Annotated in this window: 17 protein-coding genes and 1 riboswitch; of the genes, 5 read left to right on the top strand and 12 right to left on the bottom strand. The window is 72.3% G+C overall.

Annotation, left to right across the window (positions count from 1 at the left end; genetic code table 11):
• Nucleotides 1-263: 263 nt before the first annotated feature.
• From ACIBO1_RS26720 to ACIBO1_RS26695, 6 genes are all read right to left on the bottom strand, one after another.
• Nucleotides 264-2,216: an acyl-CoA dehydrogenase family protein gene (locus tag ACIBO1_RS26720; RefSeq protein ID WP_396751158.1), complete on the bottom strand. Its 1,953-nt coding sequence runs from the start codon at nt 2,214-2,216 to the stop codon at nt 264-266.
• A gap of 192 nt (nt 2,217-2,408) precedes the next feature.
• Nucleotides 2,409-2,909, bottom strand: coding sequence for a DUF6328 family protein (locus tag ACIBO1_RS26715; RefSeq protein WP_396751146.1), 501 nt, complete (start codon nt 2,907-2,909; stop codon nt 2,409-2,411).
• An 89-nt stretch (nt 2,910-2,998) separates the two neighbouring features.
• A complete protein-coding gene (locus ACIBO1_RS26710) occupies nt 2,999-3,748 on the bottom strand; it encodes a sugar isomerase domain-containing protein (RefSeq protein ID WP_396751145.1) in 750 nt (249 codons plus the stop codon).
• A gap of 143 nt (nt 3,749-3,891) precedes the next feature.
• On the bottom strand, nt 3,892-4,722 hold the full coding sequence (locus ACIBO1_RS26705) for an alpha/beta fold hydrolase (protein ID WP_396751143.1): 831 nt from the start codon (nt 4,720-4,722) through the stop codon (nt 3,892-3,894).
• Nucleotides 4,723-4,732: 10 nt separating this feature from the next.
• Nucleotides 4,733-5,515, bottom strand: coding sequence for a TIGR03943 family putative permease subunit (locus ACIBO1_RS26700; RefSeq protein ID WP_396751141.1), 783 nt, complete (start codon nt 5,513-5,515; stop codon nt 4,733-4,735).
• Entirely contained in the window at nt 5,512-6,582 is a 1,071-nt protein-coding gene (locus ACIBO1_RS26695) for a permease (RefSeq protein ID WP_396751139.1), read from the bottom strand. The genes ACIBO1_RS26700 and ACIBO1_RS26695 overlap by 4 nt, the downstream gene beginning before the upstream one ends.
• A 200-nt stretch (nt 6,583-6,782) precedes the next feature.
• Nucleotides 6,783-6,888, top strand: a riboswitch (TPP riboswitch).
• 70 nt (nt 6,889-6,958) lie between these two features.
• On the opposite strand from ACIBO1_RS26695, the gene ACIBO1_RS26690 reads away from it, so the two are divergent.
• From ACIBO1_RS26690 to ACIBO1_RS26680, 3 genes are all read left to right on the top strand, one after another.
• Nucleotides 6,959-7,549 (top strand): ECF transporter S component, encoded by a 591-nt coding sequence (locus ACIBO1_RS26690; protein ID WP_396751137.1) that lies wholly within the window; start codon nt 6,959-6,961, stop codon nt 7,547-7,549.
• Between the two features lie 75 nt (nt 7,550-7,624).
• Nucleotides 7,625-9,088, top strand: a complete 1,464-nt coding sequence (locus ACIBO1_RS26685; protein ID WP_396751135.1) for an ABC transporter ATP-binding protein — start codon at nt 7,625-7,627, stop codon at nt 9,086-9,088.
• A complete protein-coding gene (locus ACIBO1_RS26680) occupies nt 9,085-9,885 on the top strand; it encodes an energy-coupling factor transporter transmembrane component T family protein (protein ID WP_396751133.1) in 801 nt (266 codons plus the stop codon). The genes ACIBO1_RS26685 and ACIBO1_RS26680 overlap by 4 nt, the downstream gene beginning before the upstream one ends.
• Before the next feature lie 275 nt (nt 9,886-10,160).
• Here the strand turns inward: ACIBO1_RS26680 and ACIBO1_RS26675 are convergent, their stop codons facing one another.
• Nucleotides 10,161-10,595, bottom strand: coding sequence for a hypothetical protein (locus ACIBO1_RS26675; protein WP_396751131.1), 435 nt, complete (start codon nt 10,593-10,595; stop codon nt 10,161-10,163).
• A gap of 394 nt (nt 10,596-10,989) precedes the next feature.
• Here ACIBO1_RS26675 and gndA point away from each other — a divergent pair, with 394 nt between their 5' ends.
• Nucleotides 10,990-12,435 (top strand): NADP-dependent phosphogluconate dehydrogenase, encoded by a 1,446-nt coding sequence (gene gndA, locus ACIBO1_RS26670; RefSeq protein WP_396751129.1) that lies wholly within the window; start codon nt 10,990-10,992, stop codon nt 12,433-12,435.
• A 136-nt stretch (nt 12,436-12,571) separates the two neighbouring features.
• Here the strand turns inward: gndA and ACIBO1_RS26665 are convergent, their stop codons facing one another.
• From ACIBO1_RS26665 to recO, 3 genes are all read right to left on the bottom strand, one after another.
• Nucleotides 12,572-12,757: a hypothetical protein gene (locus ACIBO1_RS26665; RefSeq protein WP_176095300.1), complete on the bottom strand. Its 186-nt coding sequence runs from the start codon at nt 12,755-12,757 to the stop codon at nt 12,572-12,574.
• Between the two features lie 64 nt (nt 12,758-12,821).
• The gene (locus tag ACIBO1_RS26660) at nt 12,822-13,658 is read right to left on the bottom strand and encodes an isoprenyl transferase (protein ID WP_396751126.1); all 837 of its coding nucleotides are present in this window, start codon (nt 13,656-13,658) and stop codon (nt 12,822-12,824) included.
• Nucleotides 13,659-13,675: 17 nt separating this feature from the next.
• Nucleotides 13,676-14,518, bottom strand: coding sequence for a DNA repair protein RecO (recO, locus tag ACIBO1_RS26655; protein WP_396751124.1), 843 nt, complete (start codon nt 14,516-14,518; stop codon nt 13,676-13,678).
• Nucleotides 14,519-14,654: 136 nt separating this feature from the next.
• Between recO and ACIBO1_RS26650 the strand changes: the two genes are divergently transcribed.
• Complete coding sequence (locus ACIBO1_RS26650) at nt 14,655-15,557, top strand: DUF4097 family beta strand repeat-containing protein (RefSeq protein WP_396751122.1); 903 nt, start codon at nt 14,655-14,657, stop codon at nt 15,555-15,557.
• Here the strand turns inward: ACIBO1_RS26650 and ACIBO1_RS26645 are convergent.
• Together ACIBO1_RS26645 and era are read right to left on the bottom strand one after the other, a co-directional pair.
• Complete coding sequence (locus tag ACIBO1_RS26645; protein ID WP_396751120.1) at nt 15,544-16,842, bottom strand: acyltransferase family protein; 1,299 nt, start codon at nt 16,840-16,842, stop codon at nt 15,544-15,546. The genes ACIBO1_RS26650 and ACIBO1_RS26645 overlap by 14 nt on opposite strands.
• A gap of 170 nt (nt 16,843-17,012) precedes the next feature.
• Nucleotides 17,013-17,900, bottom strand: a complete 888-nt coding sequence (gene era / locus ACIBO1_RS26640) for a GTPase Era (protein ID WP_350699776.1) — start codon at nt 17,898-17,900, stop codon at nt 17,013-17,015.
• Nucleotides 17,901-17,964: the final 64 nt, after the last annotated feature.

Below are 17,964 nucleotides of genomic sequence, written 5' to 3'. Positions count from 1 at the left end.
CTGTCTTGGAGTGACAAACCTCTATACCGAGACCCCGCCGTCCACGTCTACACCCCGCTTGACATCCACCACACCGCCCTAACTGAGCGGCATTGCCCCTAACCCCACCCACCCCCGCCCCCTCCCCGGCCCCCACCCACCCCACCCCACCCCCCGCCGGGTTGATCAAGAAGTTTTCGCCGTCCGAGCCGACGAGCCATGGCCAAAACCTCTTGATCAACGCGGCGAAGGTGGGGGTGGGGGTGGGGTGGGGTGGGGGTGGGTCAGGTGGGTGGGGGGAGGCGGCGGCGGGCGTTCGTGGGGACGGTGGAGGGGCCGGGGGTCCAGGGGGCCACCCAGGGGCGGTCGGCGGGCGGGGTGATGACGCCGTCCTCCAGGGCGCTGTAGCGGCCGGCGAGGATGCGCTTGGCGGCCACCACGTCGACCGAGTCGGTGTTCTCCCAGAGGGCGGTGAACAGGGCGTCGATCCGGACCCGGGCCTGGCGGCAGAAGAGGTCGGCCAGCTCCACGTTCTCCGGTCGCTCCGCGCGCTCGGCGTGGGCCCGTACGCAGACCGCGCTCATCGCGAACAGCTCGGCCCCGATGTCCACCACCCGGCCCAGGAACGCCTGCTTGCGTTCCATCCTGCCCTGCCAGCGGGACATCGCATAGAACGTGGACCGGGCCAGCTTCCGGGAGGCGCGTTCGACGTGCCGCAGGTGTGCGGCGAGCGGGCCGTACTCGGCGTACGCGGTGGGTTGTTGGCCCTTGCCGACCGCGAGGGTCGGCAGCCAGCGGGCATAGAACGCGCCCGCTCGCGCGCCGGCCCTGGCCTTGCGCGCCAGTCCGGCGTCGGGGTCGATGATGTCCCCGGCCACGGAGAGGTGCGCGTCCACCGCCTCGCGGGCGATCAGCAGGTGCATGATCTCGGTGGAGCCCTCGAAGATCCGGTTGATCCGCAGGTCCCGCAGCATCTGCTCGACGGCGGCCGGCCGCTCCCCTCGGGCGGCCAGCGAGTCGGCGGTCTCGTATCCCCGGCCGCCCCGGATCTGGACCAGCTCGTCGGCGATCCGCCACGCCATCTCGCTGGCGTAGAGCTTCACCAGCGCCGCCTCGATCCGGATGTCGTTGCGGTCGTCGTCGGCGAGCAGGCAGCAGAGGTCCAGCATGGTCTCCATGCCGTACGTGGTGGCGGCGATGAAGGACAGTTTCTGCGCGACCGCCTCGTGTTCGCCGACCGGCCGTCCCCACTGGACCCGCTCGGCGGACCACTCGCGGGCCACGTGCAGCGCCCACTTGCCGGCGCCCACGCACATCGCCGGCAGCGACAGTCGACCGGTGGTCAGGGTGCTCAGCGCGATCCGCAGGCCCTTGCCCTCGCCGCCGATGACGTTCTCGTTGGGCACGAAGACGTCGTGGAAGCGGGTCAGGCTGTTCTCCAGGCCACGCAGGCCGACGAACTCGTTGCGGCGCTCGACGGTGATGCCCTCGGCGTCGCCGTCGACCACGAACGCGGTGATGCCGCCCCGACGTCCCTCGGTCTTCGGCACCCGGGCCATCACCACGAGTTGGGTGGCCACGGTGCCGTTGGTGGCCCACAGCTTCACGCCGTTGATCCGGTAGCCGGTGCCGTCCGGGGTCGGCTCGGCGGTGGTGCCCAGCCGGGCCGGGTCGGAGCCGACGTCCGGCTCGGTGAGCAGGAACGCGGAGACCTCGCCGGCCGCCAGTCGGGGCAGGAAGCGCTGCTTCTGCTCCTCGGTGCCGAACATCTTGAGCGGTTGCGGCACACCGATGGACTGGTGTGCCGAGAGCAGCGCGCCGATCGCCGGGCTGACCGAGCCGACCAGCATCAACGCTCGGCAGTAGTGCAGGTTGCTCAGCCCGAGTCCGCCGTACTCCCGACCGATCTTCATGCCGAACGCGCCGAGTCCGGCCAGGCCCTGGAACACCTCGTCGGGGATGCGGGCGTCGCGCTCGATGGCTGCGCCGTCCACCTCGGAGGCGACGTACGCGCGCAGCCGGGCGAGGAACTCACCGGCGCGTTCGTCCTCCGCGGGATCCGGCCGGGGCCAGGGGTCGATCAGGTCGAGCCGGAGCCGACCCAGGAAGAGTTCCTTGCCGAAGCTCGGTCGGTCCCAGGTGTCCTGTCGGGCCGCCTCGGCGACCTGGCGGGCCTCCTTTTCGGACACCTGCTTCTCGGACGACACGCGACCCGCCGCACCGGGCGGCGGGTCGATGTCCTGGTGGTCGTTGGCGGGTGGACGGTCGTTCTCGGCGATGGCCACGGCAACCCCCGGGAGCTGGATCCGGCATTCGGACTGTTCCGCCTGCTCGGCAGGCTACCCACGTGGTGTTACCCAGCGGTAGTCACGGTTATCCATCGCCGGACCGGCCCCGCGCGGAGCCGGATCCCGCCCCGCCCCGACCGTTCAGCCCGGGGAGAGCCCGCTCGGGTCGTCCTCGTCGTCGATGTCGTCGTCACCCCAGTTGCGGCGGCTGAACGGCAGGATCATCCAGAACGTGAGGAACCACAGGCCGGTGACCGCACTGAGCAGGAAGGCGATCGGCCGGGCGAGCACGAAGTCGGTGATCAGCAGTACCGAGCTGACCATCGCGACCAACATGAAGGCGAGACCGGCGCTGGCCATCTTGTGGGCGAACTGCACCAGCTCCGGCTTGCGGCCCTGACGGAACAGTGCCCGGTGGAACGCCACCGGTGAGATGATCATCGCGGTGGCGCCGGCCGCCGCGATCAGCGCGACGACGTAGACGTCGCGCTGGAATTCTGTGGTACGCGTGAAGCCGTTACTGAACGGCAGGGTGAGTAGGAAGGCGAAGAGGATCTGTACGCCGGTCTGCGCGACCCGCAACTCCTGAAGCAGGTCAGCGAAGTTCCGCTGCCATCGCTGCTTCTCGGTCTCCTTGGACACCGCGAACCTCCGAGGGAACACGCTCCACCCGGTCGGAACCCCCGACCGGCGGAACGCAGATGCCCCGCCGTGCACCACCCGAAACCGACTCAGGAACCGCGCCGGATCCGCCCTGCATAACGGGCCTCCAGCGCGTCGTTGTGCGCGTCGCCACCGGCGATGTTGGCCGACAGGTAGACCGGCGGCTGCTCGTCGGCGGCCAGCAGCCGGGCCACCACCTCGACCACGATCTGCTGGGCCAGCAACGCCGCCGTGATCGAGGAGACCGCACCCACCGCACCGCCGGACGGCAGCGGCAGGGTCGCGTCCCCGTACGGGGCGCCGTTGTCCAGCACCACGTCGGCGAAGTCGGCGAGCTTGCGCCCGGACGGGTGCCGGGACTCCATCCGGGCCGAGTGCTGGGCGGAGGTGATCGCCACCAGCGGATGGCCCCGCGCCACGACCAGCGAGGCGAACTCCACCATCGCCCCGTTCACTCCCGAGTTCGAGGCGAGCACGAAGACGTCACGCGGGCCGGTCGGGGCGAGGTCGTAGAGCCGGTGCGCGACCGACGGGTCCCGCTCCAGTTTCGGGCCCAGCACGTCGACCGGCTCCCCACCGTGCAGCACCAGGTCCCGCAGGGCGATCCGGTTCGTCGGCACCAACCCACCGGCCCGGCCGGCGATCTCCATCGCCAGGGCCTCCGAGTGACCGGTGCCGAAGGCGTGCACCACCCCGTCGGCGCGGATCGCCTCGGCGATCAGGTCGGCCGCCCGGCCCACCTGCTCCCGCTGGCTGGCCGCCACTCGGGTCATCGTCGCGGTCACCTCGGCCAGGTAGCCCTCGGCACTCACCGTCATGCTCTCTCCCGCCTCCCTCGGATCGCCGCCGCCGACGACCCCACCCAGCTTCCCGCACGGCCCAGTCGTCTTGCCGGTCGGTCCGGACGCTCTCAGACCGACGAGGCGCTTCCGCTGCAACGCCGGCAGGTGGGCGTCGGCGCTCAGGCGGTCGGGCGGGCGCGGGACAGGATCGCCTCGGCCAGCGGCGTCGGCGCCTCGTCCGGGATCCAGTGGCTGACGCCGGACAACTCGACGAGGCGGTAGTCGCCGCTCACGTGTGCGGCGCAGGCCTGCGCAGCGGTCCGTCCGATGGCGACGTCGCGGTCGCTCCAGACGAAGGTGGTCGGCACCGACACCGGGCCGACCGCCGCCAGCTCGGCGCGGGACATCGCCCGGTACCAGTTCAGCGCCGCGGTGAGCGCGCCCGGCTCGCGCAGCGGATCGGCGTACGCGGCGACCCGGGCGTCGTCGCCGACGTCGCGCAACAGCCGCCGCAACCCGAGCGCGTCGAGGGCCAGCAGCGTCTTCTCCGCCACGCCCGCCTTCCGGAACAGCAGCATGTACGCCGAGCGCGCCTTCTGCTGCGGGTCGTTGGCCAGCGCGTGCGCCATGGCGGCCGGGTGCGGCACGGAGACCGCGGTGAGCGTACGCACCCGGTCGGGGTGGCCGGCGGCGAGCGCCCAGGCGACGATGGCACCCCAGTCGTGGCCGACCACGTGCGCCCGCGTCACGCCGAGCGCGTCGAGCACCGCCACCGCGTCGGCGACCAACTCCCCCAGCCGGTACGCCGCCACCTCGCTCGGCCGCGCCTGCGGCGAGTAGCCCCGCTGGTCCAGCGCGTACGTGCGCAGGCCCGCCCCGTGCAGGACGGTCGCCACCTCGTCCCACTCGCCGGAGTTCTGCGGGAAGCCGTGCAGCAGCAGCACCGGCTCACCCGACTCGGGGCCACCGGGGTGGATCTCGAACCGCAGACCTCGGGCGTCGACGTGCATGCCCGGAACGCTACTCGTACTGGCGCTTGGGCACCGGCACCTGCCGCCACGACTCGATCTCCAGGTACGGGATCTCGGCGTCGTTGACCGGGTCCCGACCGATCCGGTCGCTGTACCGGCCGACCACCTCGACCCAACTGTCGTTGGGCAGCCCGACCGGCACGTCACCGGTGAGCCCGAGTTTGATCGGCCGCCCGTCGGCGGCGCAGCAGGAGAGCACCATCCGGGCCAGGATCGGCTCGCCACCGGCGCCGGTGGCCAGGAACCCGGTGAGGACCACCCGCCGGTCGCCGATCGAGGCGCCCCGGTCGAACAGCGCCCGGGAGGCGTAGTCGAGCACGCTCACCTGCACCGGATCGCCCTCGGGCAGCGGCGGATAGTCGGACTCCCGAGGGGCGTTCAGCGCGGTGCCGGCCTGCCCCGCCGCGTACGACCCGAGGGCCGGCGGGGCCACCAGCAGCAGTCCGAGCACGGGCAGGATGAGCAGCCAACCGATCCGGGGTTCGTGGTGGCCGTGTCCGTGACCGTCGTGCTCGTCGTGGTCGGCCGTCACCGTGGCGCCACCGCTCGCCGGGCCGGTGGACCCGCCGGTCGGGGCCGTCGCACGGGGCACGGAGGGCCGCAGTTCGTGCCAGAGGGTCATCACCGCGGCGACCACCAGCAGCAGACCGGCGGCGATCAGGAAGGGACGCAGTCCCTCCTTGACGTAGCGCAGATAGAGGTCGGTGACGCTGGCCCGGATCACCGCACCGCCGAGCAGCAGCAGGATCACCGCTTGTGCCTGTCGGTTCACAGCAGCACCATCCCGACTCCGGTGGCCACCAGCAGGGCGACCGCGAACGTGGCCGGCGCGAACCGGAAGGCGAACCGCCGGCCGAAGACACCGGCCTGCATCGAGATCAGCTTGAGGTCGACCATCGGCCCCACCACCAGGAAGACCAGTCGGGACGTGAGGGAGAACTGCGACAGCGAGGCCGCCACGAAGGCGTCCGCCTCGGAACAGAGCGAGAGCAACACGGCGAGCAGTGCCAGCGCCAGGATCGACAGCCAGGCGTTGTCGGCCAGGGTCTGGAGCCAGCGCTCCGGCACCAGCACGTTGATGCTGGCGGCGGCCATCGCACCGAGCACCAGGAAGCCACCGGCGTGGGTGACGTCGTGCCGGACGGCGGCCCAGAAGGCCCGGCTCCGCCGCGGGTCGTCCAGCTCCGGGCGGCGCGGCATCTTGATCCACTCGGTCCGACCGAGCCGCAGCCAGAGCCAACCCATGATCATTGCCACGACCAGACTGGCGACCCCCCGAGCGAGGACCATCTCGGGGTTGTTGGGGAAGGCGACGGCGGTGGCGACCAGCACGATCGGGTTGACCGCCGGTGCGGCCAGCAGGAACGCCAGCGCGGCCGCCGGGGTGACGCCCCGACGGATCAGCGACCCCGCGATCGGCACCGATCCGCACTCGCAGCCCGGCAGCACCACCCCGGCCGCGCTGGCCGCCGGCACCGCCAGCGCCGGGTGCCGGGGCAGCGCCTTGGCCCAGAACGACCGGGGTACGAAGACCGCGATCACGGCGGAGAGCAGGATGCCGAAGACCAGGAACGGCACCGCCTGCACCATGATCGAGACGAACACCGTGGTCCATGTCTGGATGCGGGGATCGTCCAGCGCCCCGGCCAGCGGGTCCCGAAAGATGATCAGCAGGACCAGCAGGCCCGCCAGGATCTCCACCGAGCCGATCCGGTCACCGAGCCAGCGCCGGGGCGGCTCGCCGCCGCCCGGTCGGGCCGGTCGCTCCTCGGTGGCCACGCCCGTCGGACGGCCCTCCGGTTCACCGGCCGGCGCGGCATGGTCCGTGTCTGTGCTCACCCTGTCGCCTCTCGGCCCTCGTGGATCGGCGGCCTGAGATTACCGTCCGGAGCCGATGACGTCGATGGATGTCACGAAACCGGGCGGGTTCCGGCGCGCGCCGACCACCGCCGGAACGCCCGTCGTCGGCACCCGGCATGACCTGCGTAGATCACATTGTCCGTCGATCTTCGAAGGTGTTAGCGTCGGCGGGACAACACCACCTCCGACAGGGGAGCGCACAGCGCTGAGAGTGCGGGTCCGCCCGCAGACCCTCCGTACCTGATCTGGGTAATGCCAGCGCAGGGAGTTCGGTCCACCTCCAGCCCGCCACGGCCCGGCCACGCCGGACGCGGCGGTGCGTCTTGCCTGGTTCGACACTGGACTGGGAGCACTCATGAGCCAACCGACCACCACCCGGTGGCGCACCGTCGACATCGTCGTGGCTGCGGTGATCGCCGTCGGCTTCGGTGTCATCTTCTGGGCCTGGGGCCTGCTCTGGCGGGCGGTCGACCCGGCCTTCGCCTTCTTCCCGGCCAGCCAGGCCGTCATGTACGGCGTCTGGCTGGTGCCGGCGGTGCTCGGCGGGCTGGTGATCCGCAAGCCGGGTGCCGCGCTGTTCTGCGAGGCGGTCGCGGCGACCGTCTCCGCGCTGCTGGGCTCCGAGTGGGGCGGTGTCACCATCGTCCAGGGCCTGCTCCAGGGCCTCGGCGCGGAACTGGCCTTCGCCGCCTTCCGGTACCGCTCGTTCCGGCTGCCGACGGCACTGCTGGCCGGCGCGATGACCGGCCTCGGCGCCGCCCTGTTCGACTTCTTCACCTGGAACGCCGCGTACGAACTGGGCACCTACCGCATCCCGTACGCGCTGCTCACCGTGCTCAGCGCCACCGTGATCGCCGGTGCCGGCGGCTACGCGCTCACCAAGGCGCTCGCCGGCACCGGCGTCCTGGACCGCTTCCCCGCCGGTCGCGAGCGGAACCTGGTCTGACCACGCCCGGTGGAGCCGGCCCGACCGGCTCCACCGGGCCACCGACGGGTCGGGCACGAGAGACGGGGGTGGCGGGTGGGTGAGGTACGGCTGCGCGGCTTCGGCTGGCGCCACGCCGGGCGGCGCGCCTGGGCGGTACGCGGCGTGGACCTACGGGTACGCCGAGGCGAACGGGTACTGCTGCTCGGGCCCTCCGGCGCCGGCAAGAGCACCCTGCTCGCCGCGCTGGCCGGGCTGCTGCCGGAGGACTCCGGTGAGCAGGAGGGCACCATCGAGATCGACGGCCGCCCACCGGCCGAGACCCGCGAGCGGGTCGGCATCGTCTTCCAGGATCCGCAGTCCCAGCTCGTCATGGCCCGCAGCGGCGACGACGTCGCGTTCGGGCTGGAGAACCGGGGCGTACCCGCCGGGCAGATCTGGCCCCGGGTGGACGAGGCGCTGCGTCGGGTCGGCTTCCCGTACCCCCGGGACCGCCCCACCGCGGCGCTCTCCGGCGGCGAACAGCAGCGGCTCGCCCTGGCCGGAGTGCTCGCGCTCCGCCCCGACCTGCTGCTGCTCGACGAGCCCACCGCCAACCTCGACCCGGCCGGGGCCGACCTGGTCCGCGCCGCCGTAGGCCGCGCGGTCGACGACGACACCACCCTGATCCTGGTCGAACACCGGGTGGCCGACGCCCTGCCGCTGGTCGACCGGGTGGTGGTGCTCGACGCCGGTGGCGGCGTCCGCGTCGACGGCCCGCCGGAGACCGTCTTCGCCACGCACGGCGACGCCCTCGCCGCCGACGGCGTCTGGGTGCCCGGCCACCGGCTCCCGAACCGCCGGGCCACCACCGGTCCCGGCGAGGTGTTGCTCACCGCCGACCGGCTCGGCCAACCACCCCGGCTGGCCGCCACCGACCTGGCGGTACGCGCCGGTGCGGCACTCGCCGTGCTCGGCCCCAACGGCGCCGGCAAGTCCACCCTCGCGGTGCTGCTCGGCGGGCTGCTCAAGCCGGGCACCGGGCGACTGCTGGCCGGCGTCGAGCTGGCCGGGGCCGACGCCCGCACCCCACCGCACCGGTGGCGGGCACCCGCGCTGGCCCGCCGGATCGGCTCGGTGTTCCAGGACCCGGAGCACCAGTTCGTCACCGGCACGGTCTTCGACGAACTGGCGCTCGGCCCCCGGCGTACCGGCGCCACCGAGACGGAGGTACGCCGACGCGTCGACGAGCTGCTGCACCGACTGCGGTTGGACCGGCTGGCCGGCGCGAACCCGTACACCCTCTCCGGTGGCGAGGCGCGGCGGCTGAGCGTGGCGACCGCCCTGGCCACCGCGCCCCGGCTGGTGATCTGCGACGAGCCCACCTTCGGCCAGGACCGGCGCACCTGGCGGGAGCTGGTGGACCTGTTCGCGGAGCTACGCGACGCGGGCCACGCCCTGGTGACGGTCACCCACGACGCCGAGTTCGTCGCCGCGCTCGCCGACCGGACGCTGACGCTGACGCCCGCACCGGCTCCCGCCGCCCCGTCGTCGGCGTCTTCTCCGGCGGGGTACCGATGATCGACCTGGAACCGGTCGCCCGGCCGGACGCGCCGCTGGCCCGGCGTAATCCGGTGGCCAAGCTGGCGGCGGCGCTGCTGTTCGCGTTTCCGCTGCTGGCGACGCTGGACCCGGTCGCACCGGCGATCGCGATCGCGGTCGAGTTGGCGGTCCTGCCGCTGTTCGGCGTGCGCTACCGGGTGCTGTTCCGTCGGGTGTGGCCGTTGCTGGTGGCCGCCGTGGGCGTCCTGGTCACGCTGGTGCTCTTCGCCGCGGACCGCTCGGGCCGGGTACTGCTCGACGCCGGACCGGTCGTGGTCACCTCGACGGTGCTGCTCACCGCGCTCGGCCTGGTGCTGCGCCTGTTCGCGGTGGCCCTGCCCGGCGTGATCGTCTTCGCCACCACCGATCCCACCGACCTGGCCGACGCGCTGGTGCAGAACGCCCGCGCACCGGCCCGCTTCGCGATCGGTGCGCTGGCGGCGTTCCGGCTGCTGCCGCTGCTCGGGCAGGAATGGCAGATGATCGTCATGGCCCGGCGCGCACGCGGGGTGGAGGCGGGACGCAACCCGGTGGCGAAGCTACGGCTCTTCGTGTCCACCGCGTTCACGCTGCTGGTCGGCGCGATCCGCCGGGGCACCCGGCTGGCGGTCGCGATGGACGCGCGCGGCTTCGACGCCGGGGTACCGCGTACCGTCGCCCGCCGGCAGCATTTCGGTGCCGCCGACTGGCTGCTGGTCGTCGTCGCGACGGCGTTGGCCGTCGCCGCGTTGGGCGTCAGCGTCGCGCTCGGCACCTTCCGGCCGCTGATCGGCTGAACCCTACGACCGTGGTGGGTAGATCTGTTGTCGCTCCAGCGACAACAGATCTACCCACCTGCCGTTTACACGGGACGCACCCGTCGATCAGCCACACCCACGCCTCGATCAGCCACGCCCGCGCCGGGCGAGGAGAACAGCCCCCTGCGCGGCATAGCGTCGGTCACGCTGCGCGGTACACCGCCGGTCAGCCACCCGACGCGGCAAACCACCGGCCAGGCTGGGCGGCAAACCGCCGGCCAGGCGGGCCGGACCGGCCAGGCGGACCGGGCCGGTCAGCTCCGCCGGAAGGCGTACTGCCGAGCCGCACCGGCACGCTGCGGACGGCCGGAGTCATACCCCTTGCCGCGACGGGTCACCGTCGGGCCGGTCGTCCGCGCGACTTGTGCTCGCGGCACCTCACGGTCTTCGGAGCGATCCGGCATGGACGGGTCAAGCGGATCGCGCAGCGGAGCAAGCCCCGCCGAATCGCGCAGCGGGACAAGCCCCGCCGGGGAGTGCAGCGGAGCAAGCCCGGCCGGAGAGTGCAGCGCGGCCAGCGCTGTCGGGGCGTCGAGCCCCGGCGGCACGGCGAACCCGCCGGGTTGCGCCGGGAACTCCCGGCCGATTGGCGGAGTGAGAGCGTCGGTCGACGCGTCGAAGTCGGGCGGCGTCACCTCGGACACCCGGGCGGCGCCACGGGACTTCTTCGGTTTACGGCTGGCAGGCATCGGAGCCTCCTCGCTCGGCGGTGTCGGCGCGTACGCCATGCCACCGCCGTCGGTGGGGACCGCCGGTCGGCGGTCGGGCAGGATCAGCGGAAGCTCGCTCCGGAGCGGCCACGGAGAACGTCGCGACAACGGCGACGAGGAGGACGCGCGGACACCCGGGAGCGACGGGTCCACGGCGACAGGGGCGGCGGACCGGCTCGATGAAGCGGGTGTCAGTAGCGCATGCCCGCACGCTATCCGGCCGGTACGAGGAACGCATCCGAATTGTCGACGCCCCCGGTGGCGTGCGCTACGCGACCACCTGATGACCAGCGGTGGGGGGACGGCGCGGTCCTGGGGCCGGCCGCGATACCGTCGCAGCACTACAGGTAGACGGCGGAAGGTGGCGACGAGGATGGCGGATCGGGCTACGGCGCAGATCGGTGTGACCGGGCTGGCGGTGATGGGCCGCAACCTGGCCCGGAACCTGGCTCGCAACGGGTTCACCGTGGCGTTGCACAACCGCTCGCCGGAACGGACCCGGTCGCTGGTGGCCGAGCACGGCGACGAGGGCACGTTCGTCCCGACGGAGTCCCTGGCGGACTTCGTCGCCGCGCTGGAGCGCCCCCGTGCGGTGATCATCATGGTCAAGGCGGGCGGTCCCACCGACGCGGTGATCGACGAGTTGGTGCCGCTGCTCGAAGAGGGCGACATCATCATCGACTGCGGCAACGCGCACTTCGCCGACACCCGCCGCCGGGAGGAGGCGCTGCGGACCAAGGGCCTGCACTTCGTCGGCACCGGCGTCTCCGGTGGCGAGGAGGGCGCCCTCTGGGGGCCGAGCATCATGCCGGGCGGGTCGGCCGAGTCGTACCGCAAGCTCGGGCCGATCTTCGAGAAGATCGCCGCGCAGGTCGACGGCGAGCCCTGCTGCGAGCACGTGGGGCCGGACGGTGCCGGGCACTTCGTGAAGATGGTCCACAACGGCATCGAGTACGCCGACATGCAGCTCATCGCCGAGGCGTACGACCTGCTGCGGGCCGGTCTGGGCGCGACCCCGTCGGAGCTCGCGGAGATCTTCCGGGAGTGGAACTCCGGTGAGCTGGAGTCCTTCCTGATCGAGATCACCGCCGACGTGCTGGCGCACACCGACGCCGCCACCGGCGAGGCGTTCGTGGACGTGGTACAGGACCGGGCCGAGCAGAAGGGCACCGGCCGGTGGACCGTCCAGATCGCCCTCGACCTGGGCATCCCGATCACCGGCATCGCCGAGGCGACGTTCGCCCGGTCGCTCTCCGGCCACGTCGACCAGCGCGAGGCGGCGGTGCGGGCGTTCCCGGACTCCGGGGAGAAGTGGCAGGTCGCCGACCGCGAGGCGTTCATCGAGGACGTACGTCGGGCGCTACTCGCCTCCAAGATCGTGGCGTACGCGCAGGGCTTCGACCAGATCCGTGCCGGCAGCGCCGAGTACGACTGGAACATCGACCTCGGCGGCACGGCGAAGATCTGGCGGGGCGGCTGCATCATCCGGGCCCGCTTCCTGGACCGGATCAAGCAGGCGTACGACGAGCAGCCGGAGCTGCCCACGCTGCTGGTGGCGCCGTGGTTCGCGGACACCGTGCGTGACGGTGTGCCGAGCTGGCGGCGGGTGGTGGCCGAGGCGGCCCGGGTCGGCGTGCCGGCACCCGCGTTCGCCTCGTCGCTGGCCTACTTCGACGCGCTGCGCGCGCAGCGGCTCCCGGCCGCGCTCATCCAGGGCCTACGGGACAACTTCGGGGCGCACACCTACCGCCGTGTCGACCGCGACGGTTCCTTCCACACCCTGTGGGCCACCCCGGACCGCGCCGAGACCCCGGCCTGACCCCTTCGCGCCGTCCTCGGTGTAAGGAGGGGTCCCCTGCTATACACCAGGCGTTAGCAGGGGACCCCTCCTTACACGCACGCACGCACGACGCCGCCCCTGGCTTCACGTGGAGCCAGGGGCGGCGCTGTGTACGTCAGAAGAAGCGGCGACGCCGGGCCTTCTGCGGGCGGATCAGGTCCGCTCCCTGCGTGAGCAGGCGACTGGCCCGGGACGGGCCCCGCCGGGATTCCATCGAGTGGCTGAGCCGGCGGGCACCGGCGGCCGCCAACGGAACCGCAACGGCCATCACCGCCCACTGGGCAACACGCTTGCGCATCATGTGGGTTCACCTCCGTCAGTGGCTGCTGACGACACTGATACCCAGTCCGACCGGTCGCTAAGCGTCACACGGTCGGGGCCACCGGGTTGGGCAGCGCGCCGCCGAAGCGGCGGTCCCGCTGGGCGTACAGCTCGCAGGCGTACCAGAGGTGGCGGCGGTCGAAGTCGGGCCAGAGCGTGTCCAGGAAGACCAGCTCCGCGTACGCACTCTGCCAGAGCATGAAGTTCGAGGTGCGCTGCTCCCCGGACGGGCGCAGGAACAGGTCCACCTCGGGCACCTCGGGGTGGTAGAGATAGCGCTCGATGGTCTTCTCGTTGACCTTGCCCGGGTCCAGTCGGCCGGCGGCCACGTCCCGGGCGATCGCGGCGGCGGCGTCGGCGATCTCCGCCTGCCCGCCGTAGTTGACGCAGAACTGGAGCGTCAGCGTCGAGTTCCCCCGGGACATCTCCTCGGCGGTCTGCAACTCGGAGATGACGCTCTTCCACAGCCGCCCGGACCGGCCCGACCAGACCACCCGGACCCCGAGGTCGACGAGCTGGTCCCGGCGGCGGCGGATGACGTCCCGGTTGAAGCCCATCAGGAAGCGCACCTCGTCCGGCGAGCGCCGCCAGTTCTCGGTGGAGAAGGCGTACGCCGACAGGTAGGGGATGCCCAGCTCGATGGCGCCCTCGACGGTGTCGAAGAGGGAGAACTCCCCCGCCTCGTGGCCCTTGGTGCGGGGCAGCCCGCGCTCCTTGGCCCAGCGGCCGTTGCCGTCCATCACCACGGCGACGTGCCGGGGCACCGCCTCCGACGGCAGCGCCGGAGGTCGGGCGCCCGACGGGTGCGGCGTCGGCGGCACCGGCGCGCGCCGGACGGCCCTGGTGGATCGGATCACTCGGCTCTCCCTGCTCGACTCCATCGACGCCCGGTCGGGCGTCAGCCCTCGCCGGCCGGGTCGCGCGGCGGGGCCGCCCCGGCGCGTCCGCCACCGGGTCGGACCGTGCCGGTGGCCGGGCCGCCCCGGTCCACCAGCGGCAGCGAGCGTAGCGCGCGCTCCAGGTGCCACTGCAGGTGCGCCGCGACCAGGCCGCTGCACTCCCGGCGTACGCCGGTCTCGGTGGCGTCGGCGATCCGCCAGTCACCGGTGGTCAGGGCGGACATCAGGTCGATGGTGGCCGGGGCCGGATGGGACGCGCCGGGCGGCCGGCAGTCCGGGCAGACCGCGCCACCGGCGGGTACGGAGAACGCCCGGTGCTGCCCCGGGGTGCCGCAGACCGCGCAGGCGGTCAGCGCCGGTGCCCAACCGGCCAGCGCCATGCCGCGCAGCAGGTACGCGTCGAGCACCAGCGTCGTCGCGTGGCTGCCCTCGGCCAGTGCCTTCAGCGCGCCCAGGGTGAGCTGGAACAGCCGCAGCGACGGCTCCCGCTCCACCGGGGTGAGGCGTTCGGCGGTCTCGGCGATGGCGCTGGCCGCCGTGTAGCGGGGGTAGTCACCGAGGAACCGCTTGCCGTACAGGTCGATCCCCTCGACCTGGCTGACGCTGTGCAGCGAACTGCCCAGCTCGCCCTTGGGGTCACCGGCGAGTTGCAGGTCGACGTGGCCGAAAGGCTCCAGCCGGGCACCGAACTTCGAGGTGGTGCGGCGTACCCCTCGGGCGACCGCGCGCAGCCGGCCGTGCCGCCGGGTGAGCAGGGTGATGATCCGGTCCGACTCGCCGAGTTTCTGCACACGCAGCACCACCGCGTCGTCGCGGTAGAGCTGTCGGCGGTACCCGGCCATCGCGTCATTCTCCCTCCCCGCTCCCTCCCCGTCGGAGTGCGGGTCTGTACCGGGTCGGATCTCAGGGTTCGCTCGGGGTAGGCGGGCCGTCTTACCCCGATGTGCGCCGGGCGGCACCGGACGTAGCGTGCTCGACATGGCTCTGCACCCGACCACCCCGGCGCGCCGGACCGCCACGCCACACCCGGCCGCCACCTCCCGCCGGATCGCCACCTCCCGCCCGGGCGGCACGGTCCGCCGGGACGGCACCGTCCGTCGGGGCGGCACCGCCCGCCGAGGATTCGTGGCGGCGGTCGCGGCCACCGCCCTGATCGTCCTCGCCGGGTGTGACAACCTCTCCTTCGGCCGGCTGGACTTCGACAACACCGAGTCCACCCGGATCACCGCGATCCGGCTCCTGCCCGGCGCCGGTGACGTGGTGGTCCGCGCCGACGGCGGAGTGGACGGCGTCCGCATCAAGCGCGTGGTGCGCTACCAGGGCAACCAGCCGCGCACGTCGTACGAGATCACCGGCACGGAACTGGTGCTGGACACCTCCTGCGGCAACCGGTGCAGCGTCTCCTACGAGGTCACCACCGGCGAGGGGGTCAGTGTGCGGGGCGAGACCGGCTCCGGCGAGGTCGACCTGAGCCGGGTCGGCACGGTGGAGGTCACCGTCGGCTCCGGCGACGTCCGGGTGGCCGGCGCCGCCGGCCCGGTCCGGGTGGAAACCGGCTCCGGCAACATCGAGGTGTACGACGTGACCGAGCCGGTGGTGCTACGCAGCGGCTCCGGCAACATCACCGCGAACCGGCTCGGTGGCGAGGTGGACGCGGAGGCCCGGTCCGGCAACGTCACCGTGGAGCTGAACCGACCCGCCCCCGCCCGCGCGCACGCGTCCAGCGGTCACGTCGAGTTGACCGTGCCGGCCGGCTCCTACCAGGTGTTCTCGACGGTCGGTTCGGGCTCGGCCGACCTCGGCGTACCGCACGACCCCACCGCAGAGCTCGTGCTCGACGTCGCGACCGGTAGCGGCGACCTCGCCGTCACGTCCCGCTGACGTCGCCGCTGCGCCCTCGCTGCCCCGGGACGGACTCCTCCCGCCGCTGGGCGACCCGACCGGCGGCGCGGCCGGCACCGACCGGCTCCTCCCCGCCGGTCCGGCCGCCATCGGCCGGCACCTCCCCGCCGGATCCGGGACGGCCACCATCGGTCGGCATGTCCCCACCGGGTCCCGGACGCCCGCGATCGATCCGCAGCATCTCGCCATCGGGTCCCGGACGCCCGTCCGGGGTCAGGCCGCCCACCGGCCGACGCGGTGCGGCCTGCGGGCGGGCCGACGGCGGACGCCCACCGGGGATCAGCTCCGGCGGGCGCTGCGCCGCCACGTCCTCGACCCAGCCGAACGCGGCGGTCACCACGCCCACCAGGGCGAAGACCAACACCACCCGGATGGCCTGACCCAGCAGATTCTGGTGCGACCAGCCGACCACGTCCACCAGCGGCGTGAGTGCGACCACGAAGGCCATGTGCCAGAGATAGACGGTCAGCGCCCGCCGGTTCAGCACGGTGACCGCGCGCCCGATCAGCTCGTTGCGGTCCACCCAGGCGGCGGCCGACGGTGCCCGGCCGAGCGCCACCAGGATGAACGCGGCCGACCAGAGGGCGTTGCCGAGCGGGATGTCGTTCAGGTCGTAGCCGCGCGGACCCGGATTGGCCAGGATCCAGGCGCCGCCGGTCGCCGCGAGCGTCAGGACGACCGGCACCAGCACCCGGTTCGTCATCCGGCGCAGCATGCCCGCCTGGTGGGCGAAGCCCAGCAGCCACGCGCCGAAGTAGAGGCCGAACTCGCGCAGCACGCCGTGCGGGTTCTGATAGATGCCGAACTCGATGGAGATCAACAGGAAGTAGGGGGCGAGCAGGGTGGGCAGCGGGAACCGCCGGAACAGCCAGATGGCGATCGGCGAGGCGAGCACGAACCAGAGGTAGTCCCGTAGGTACCAGATCGGGCTCAGCGCCAGCGCTCCCCAGTAGTTCGCCGGTGGGTCGACGACCGGGAACAGCCAGAACAACACCTTGGGGGTCAGCGGCAGCCCGGTGAGCAGCATCGCCGGTACGAAGATGGCGGCGACCACCCAGAGCGACGGAAGCAGTCGCCGCAGCCGCCGCCCCACCGCCGACGGGCCGACCCGGTACAACGTGGCGGCCATCAGCGACCCGGCCATCGCGAACATCACCGACATCGCCGGGAACAGCACGGTCAGCGACGCCCAGCCGGTGACGTGGTAGACGACGACCCGCACGATGGCCAGTGCACGCAACAGGTCAAGGTAACGGTTTCGCATCAGCCTGCATCTATGTCCGGGGGCAGAGGCACACCCTCCCTACCCTCCGATGCGCGCCGCGGAAACGACCAACTACCCAGCGGTATAGTGAAACTTCCCATATGCCTGACCGGTACCGATCAGACACTCAGGCGCTCGTCGTCCATTTCGTCCGGTACGCGTCGGAGCCGTCAGAAACCGAGCTTGCGCAACTGCTTCGGATCGCGCTGCCAGTCCTTGGCCACCCGGACGTGCAGGTCGAGATAGATCTTGGTGCCCAACAGCTCCTCGATCTGCCGCCGCGCGGCGGTACCCACCGCCTTGAGTCGCGCGCCCCGATGCCCGATCACGATCGCCTTCTGGCTCGACCGCTCGACGTACACGTCGGCGTAGATCTTCATCAGGCGGCCCTCGGGGATCATCTCCTCGACCACCACAGCGATGGAGTGCGGCAACTCGTCGCGTACGCCCTCCAGCGCCGCCTCCCGGATCAGCTCGGCGACCAGCACCTGCTCCGGGTCGTCGGTGAGCATGTCGTCCGGATAGAGCTGCGGAGACTCGGGGAGATAACCCGTCATCACCTCGACCAGGGTGTCCACCTGGTGCCCGGAGACCGCGCTGACCGGCACCACCTCCGCGAACTCGCCCAGCTCGCTGACGGCCAGCAGTTGCTCGGCCAGCCGCTTCTTGTCGACCAGGTCGGTCTTGGTGACCACCGCCAGCACGGTCGCCTTCAGCTCGGCCAGCTCCCCGGTGATGAACCGGTCACCACGACCGACCGGCTCGTCGGCCGGGATGCACAGGCCGATCACGTCGACCTCGCTCCAGGTCTGCCGCACCAGGTCGTTGAGCCGCTCCCCGAGCAACGTACGCGGCCGGTGCAGGCCCGGCGTGTCGACCAGCACCAACTGCGAGTCCGGCCGGTGCAGCACCGCGCGGATGACGTGTCGGGTGGTCTGCGGCTTGTTCGAGGTGATGGCGATCTTCTGGCCGACGATCGCGTTGGTCAGCGTGGACTTGCCGGCGTTCGGCCGCCCCACGAAACAGGCGAACCCGGCCCGATAGTCCCGCTCGCTCATGCCGGCACTCCGCTACGCTCCGCGCCGCCATGAGGCACCACCACACTGCACCTGATGATTCGCT

This window comes from Micromonospora sp. NPDC049903 (assembly GCF_044460945.1).
Lineage (GTDB): Bacteria > Actinomycetota > Actinomycetes > Mycobacteriales > Micromonosporaceae > Micromonospora.
Note: the sequence above shows the minus strand (reverse complement) of the source record. Positions and strands in the feature narration are given on the sequence as shown.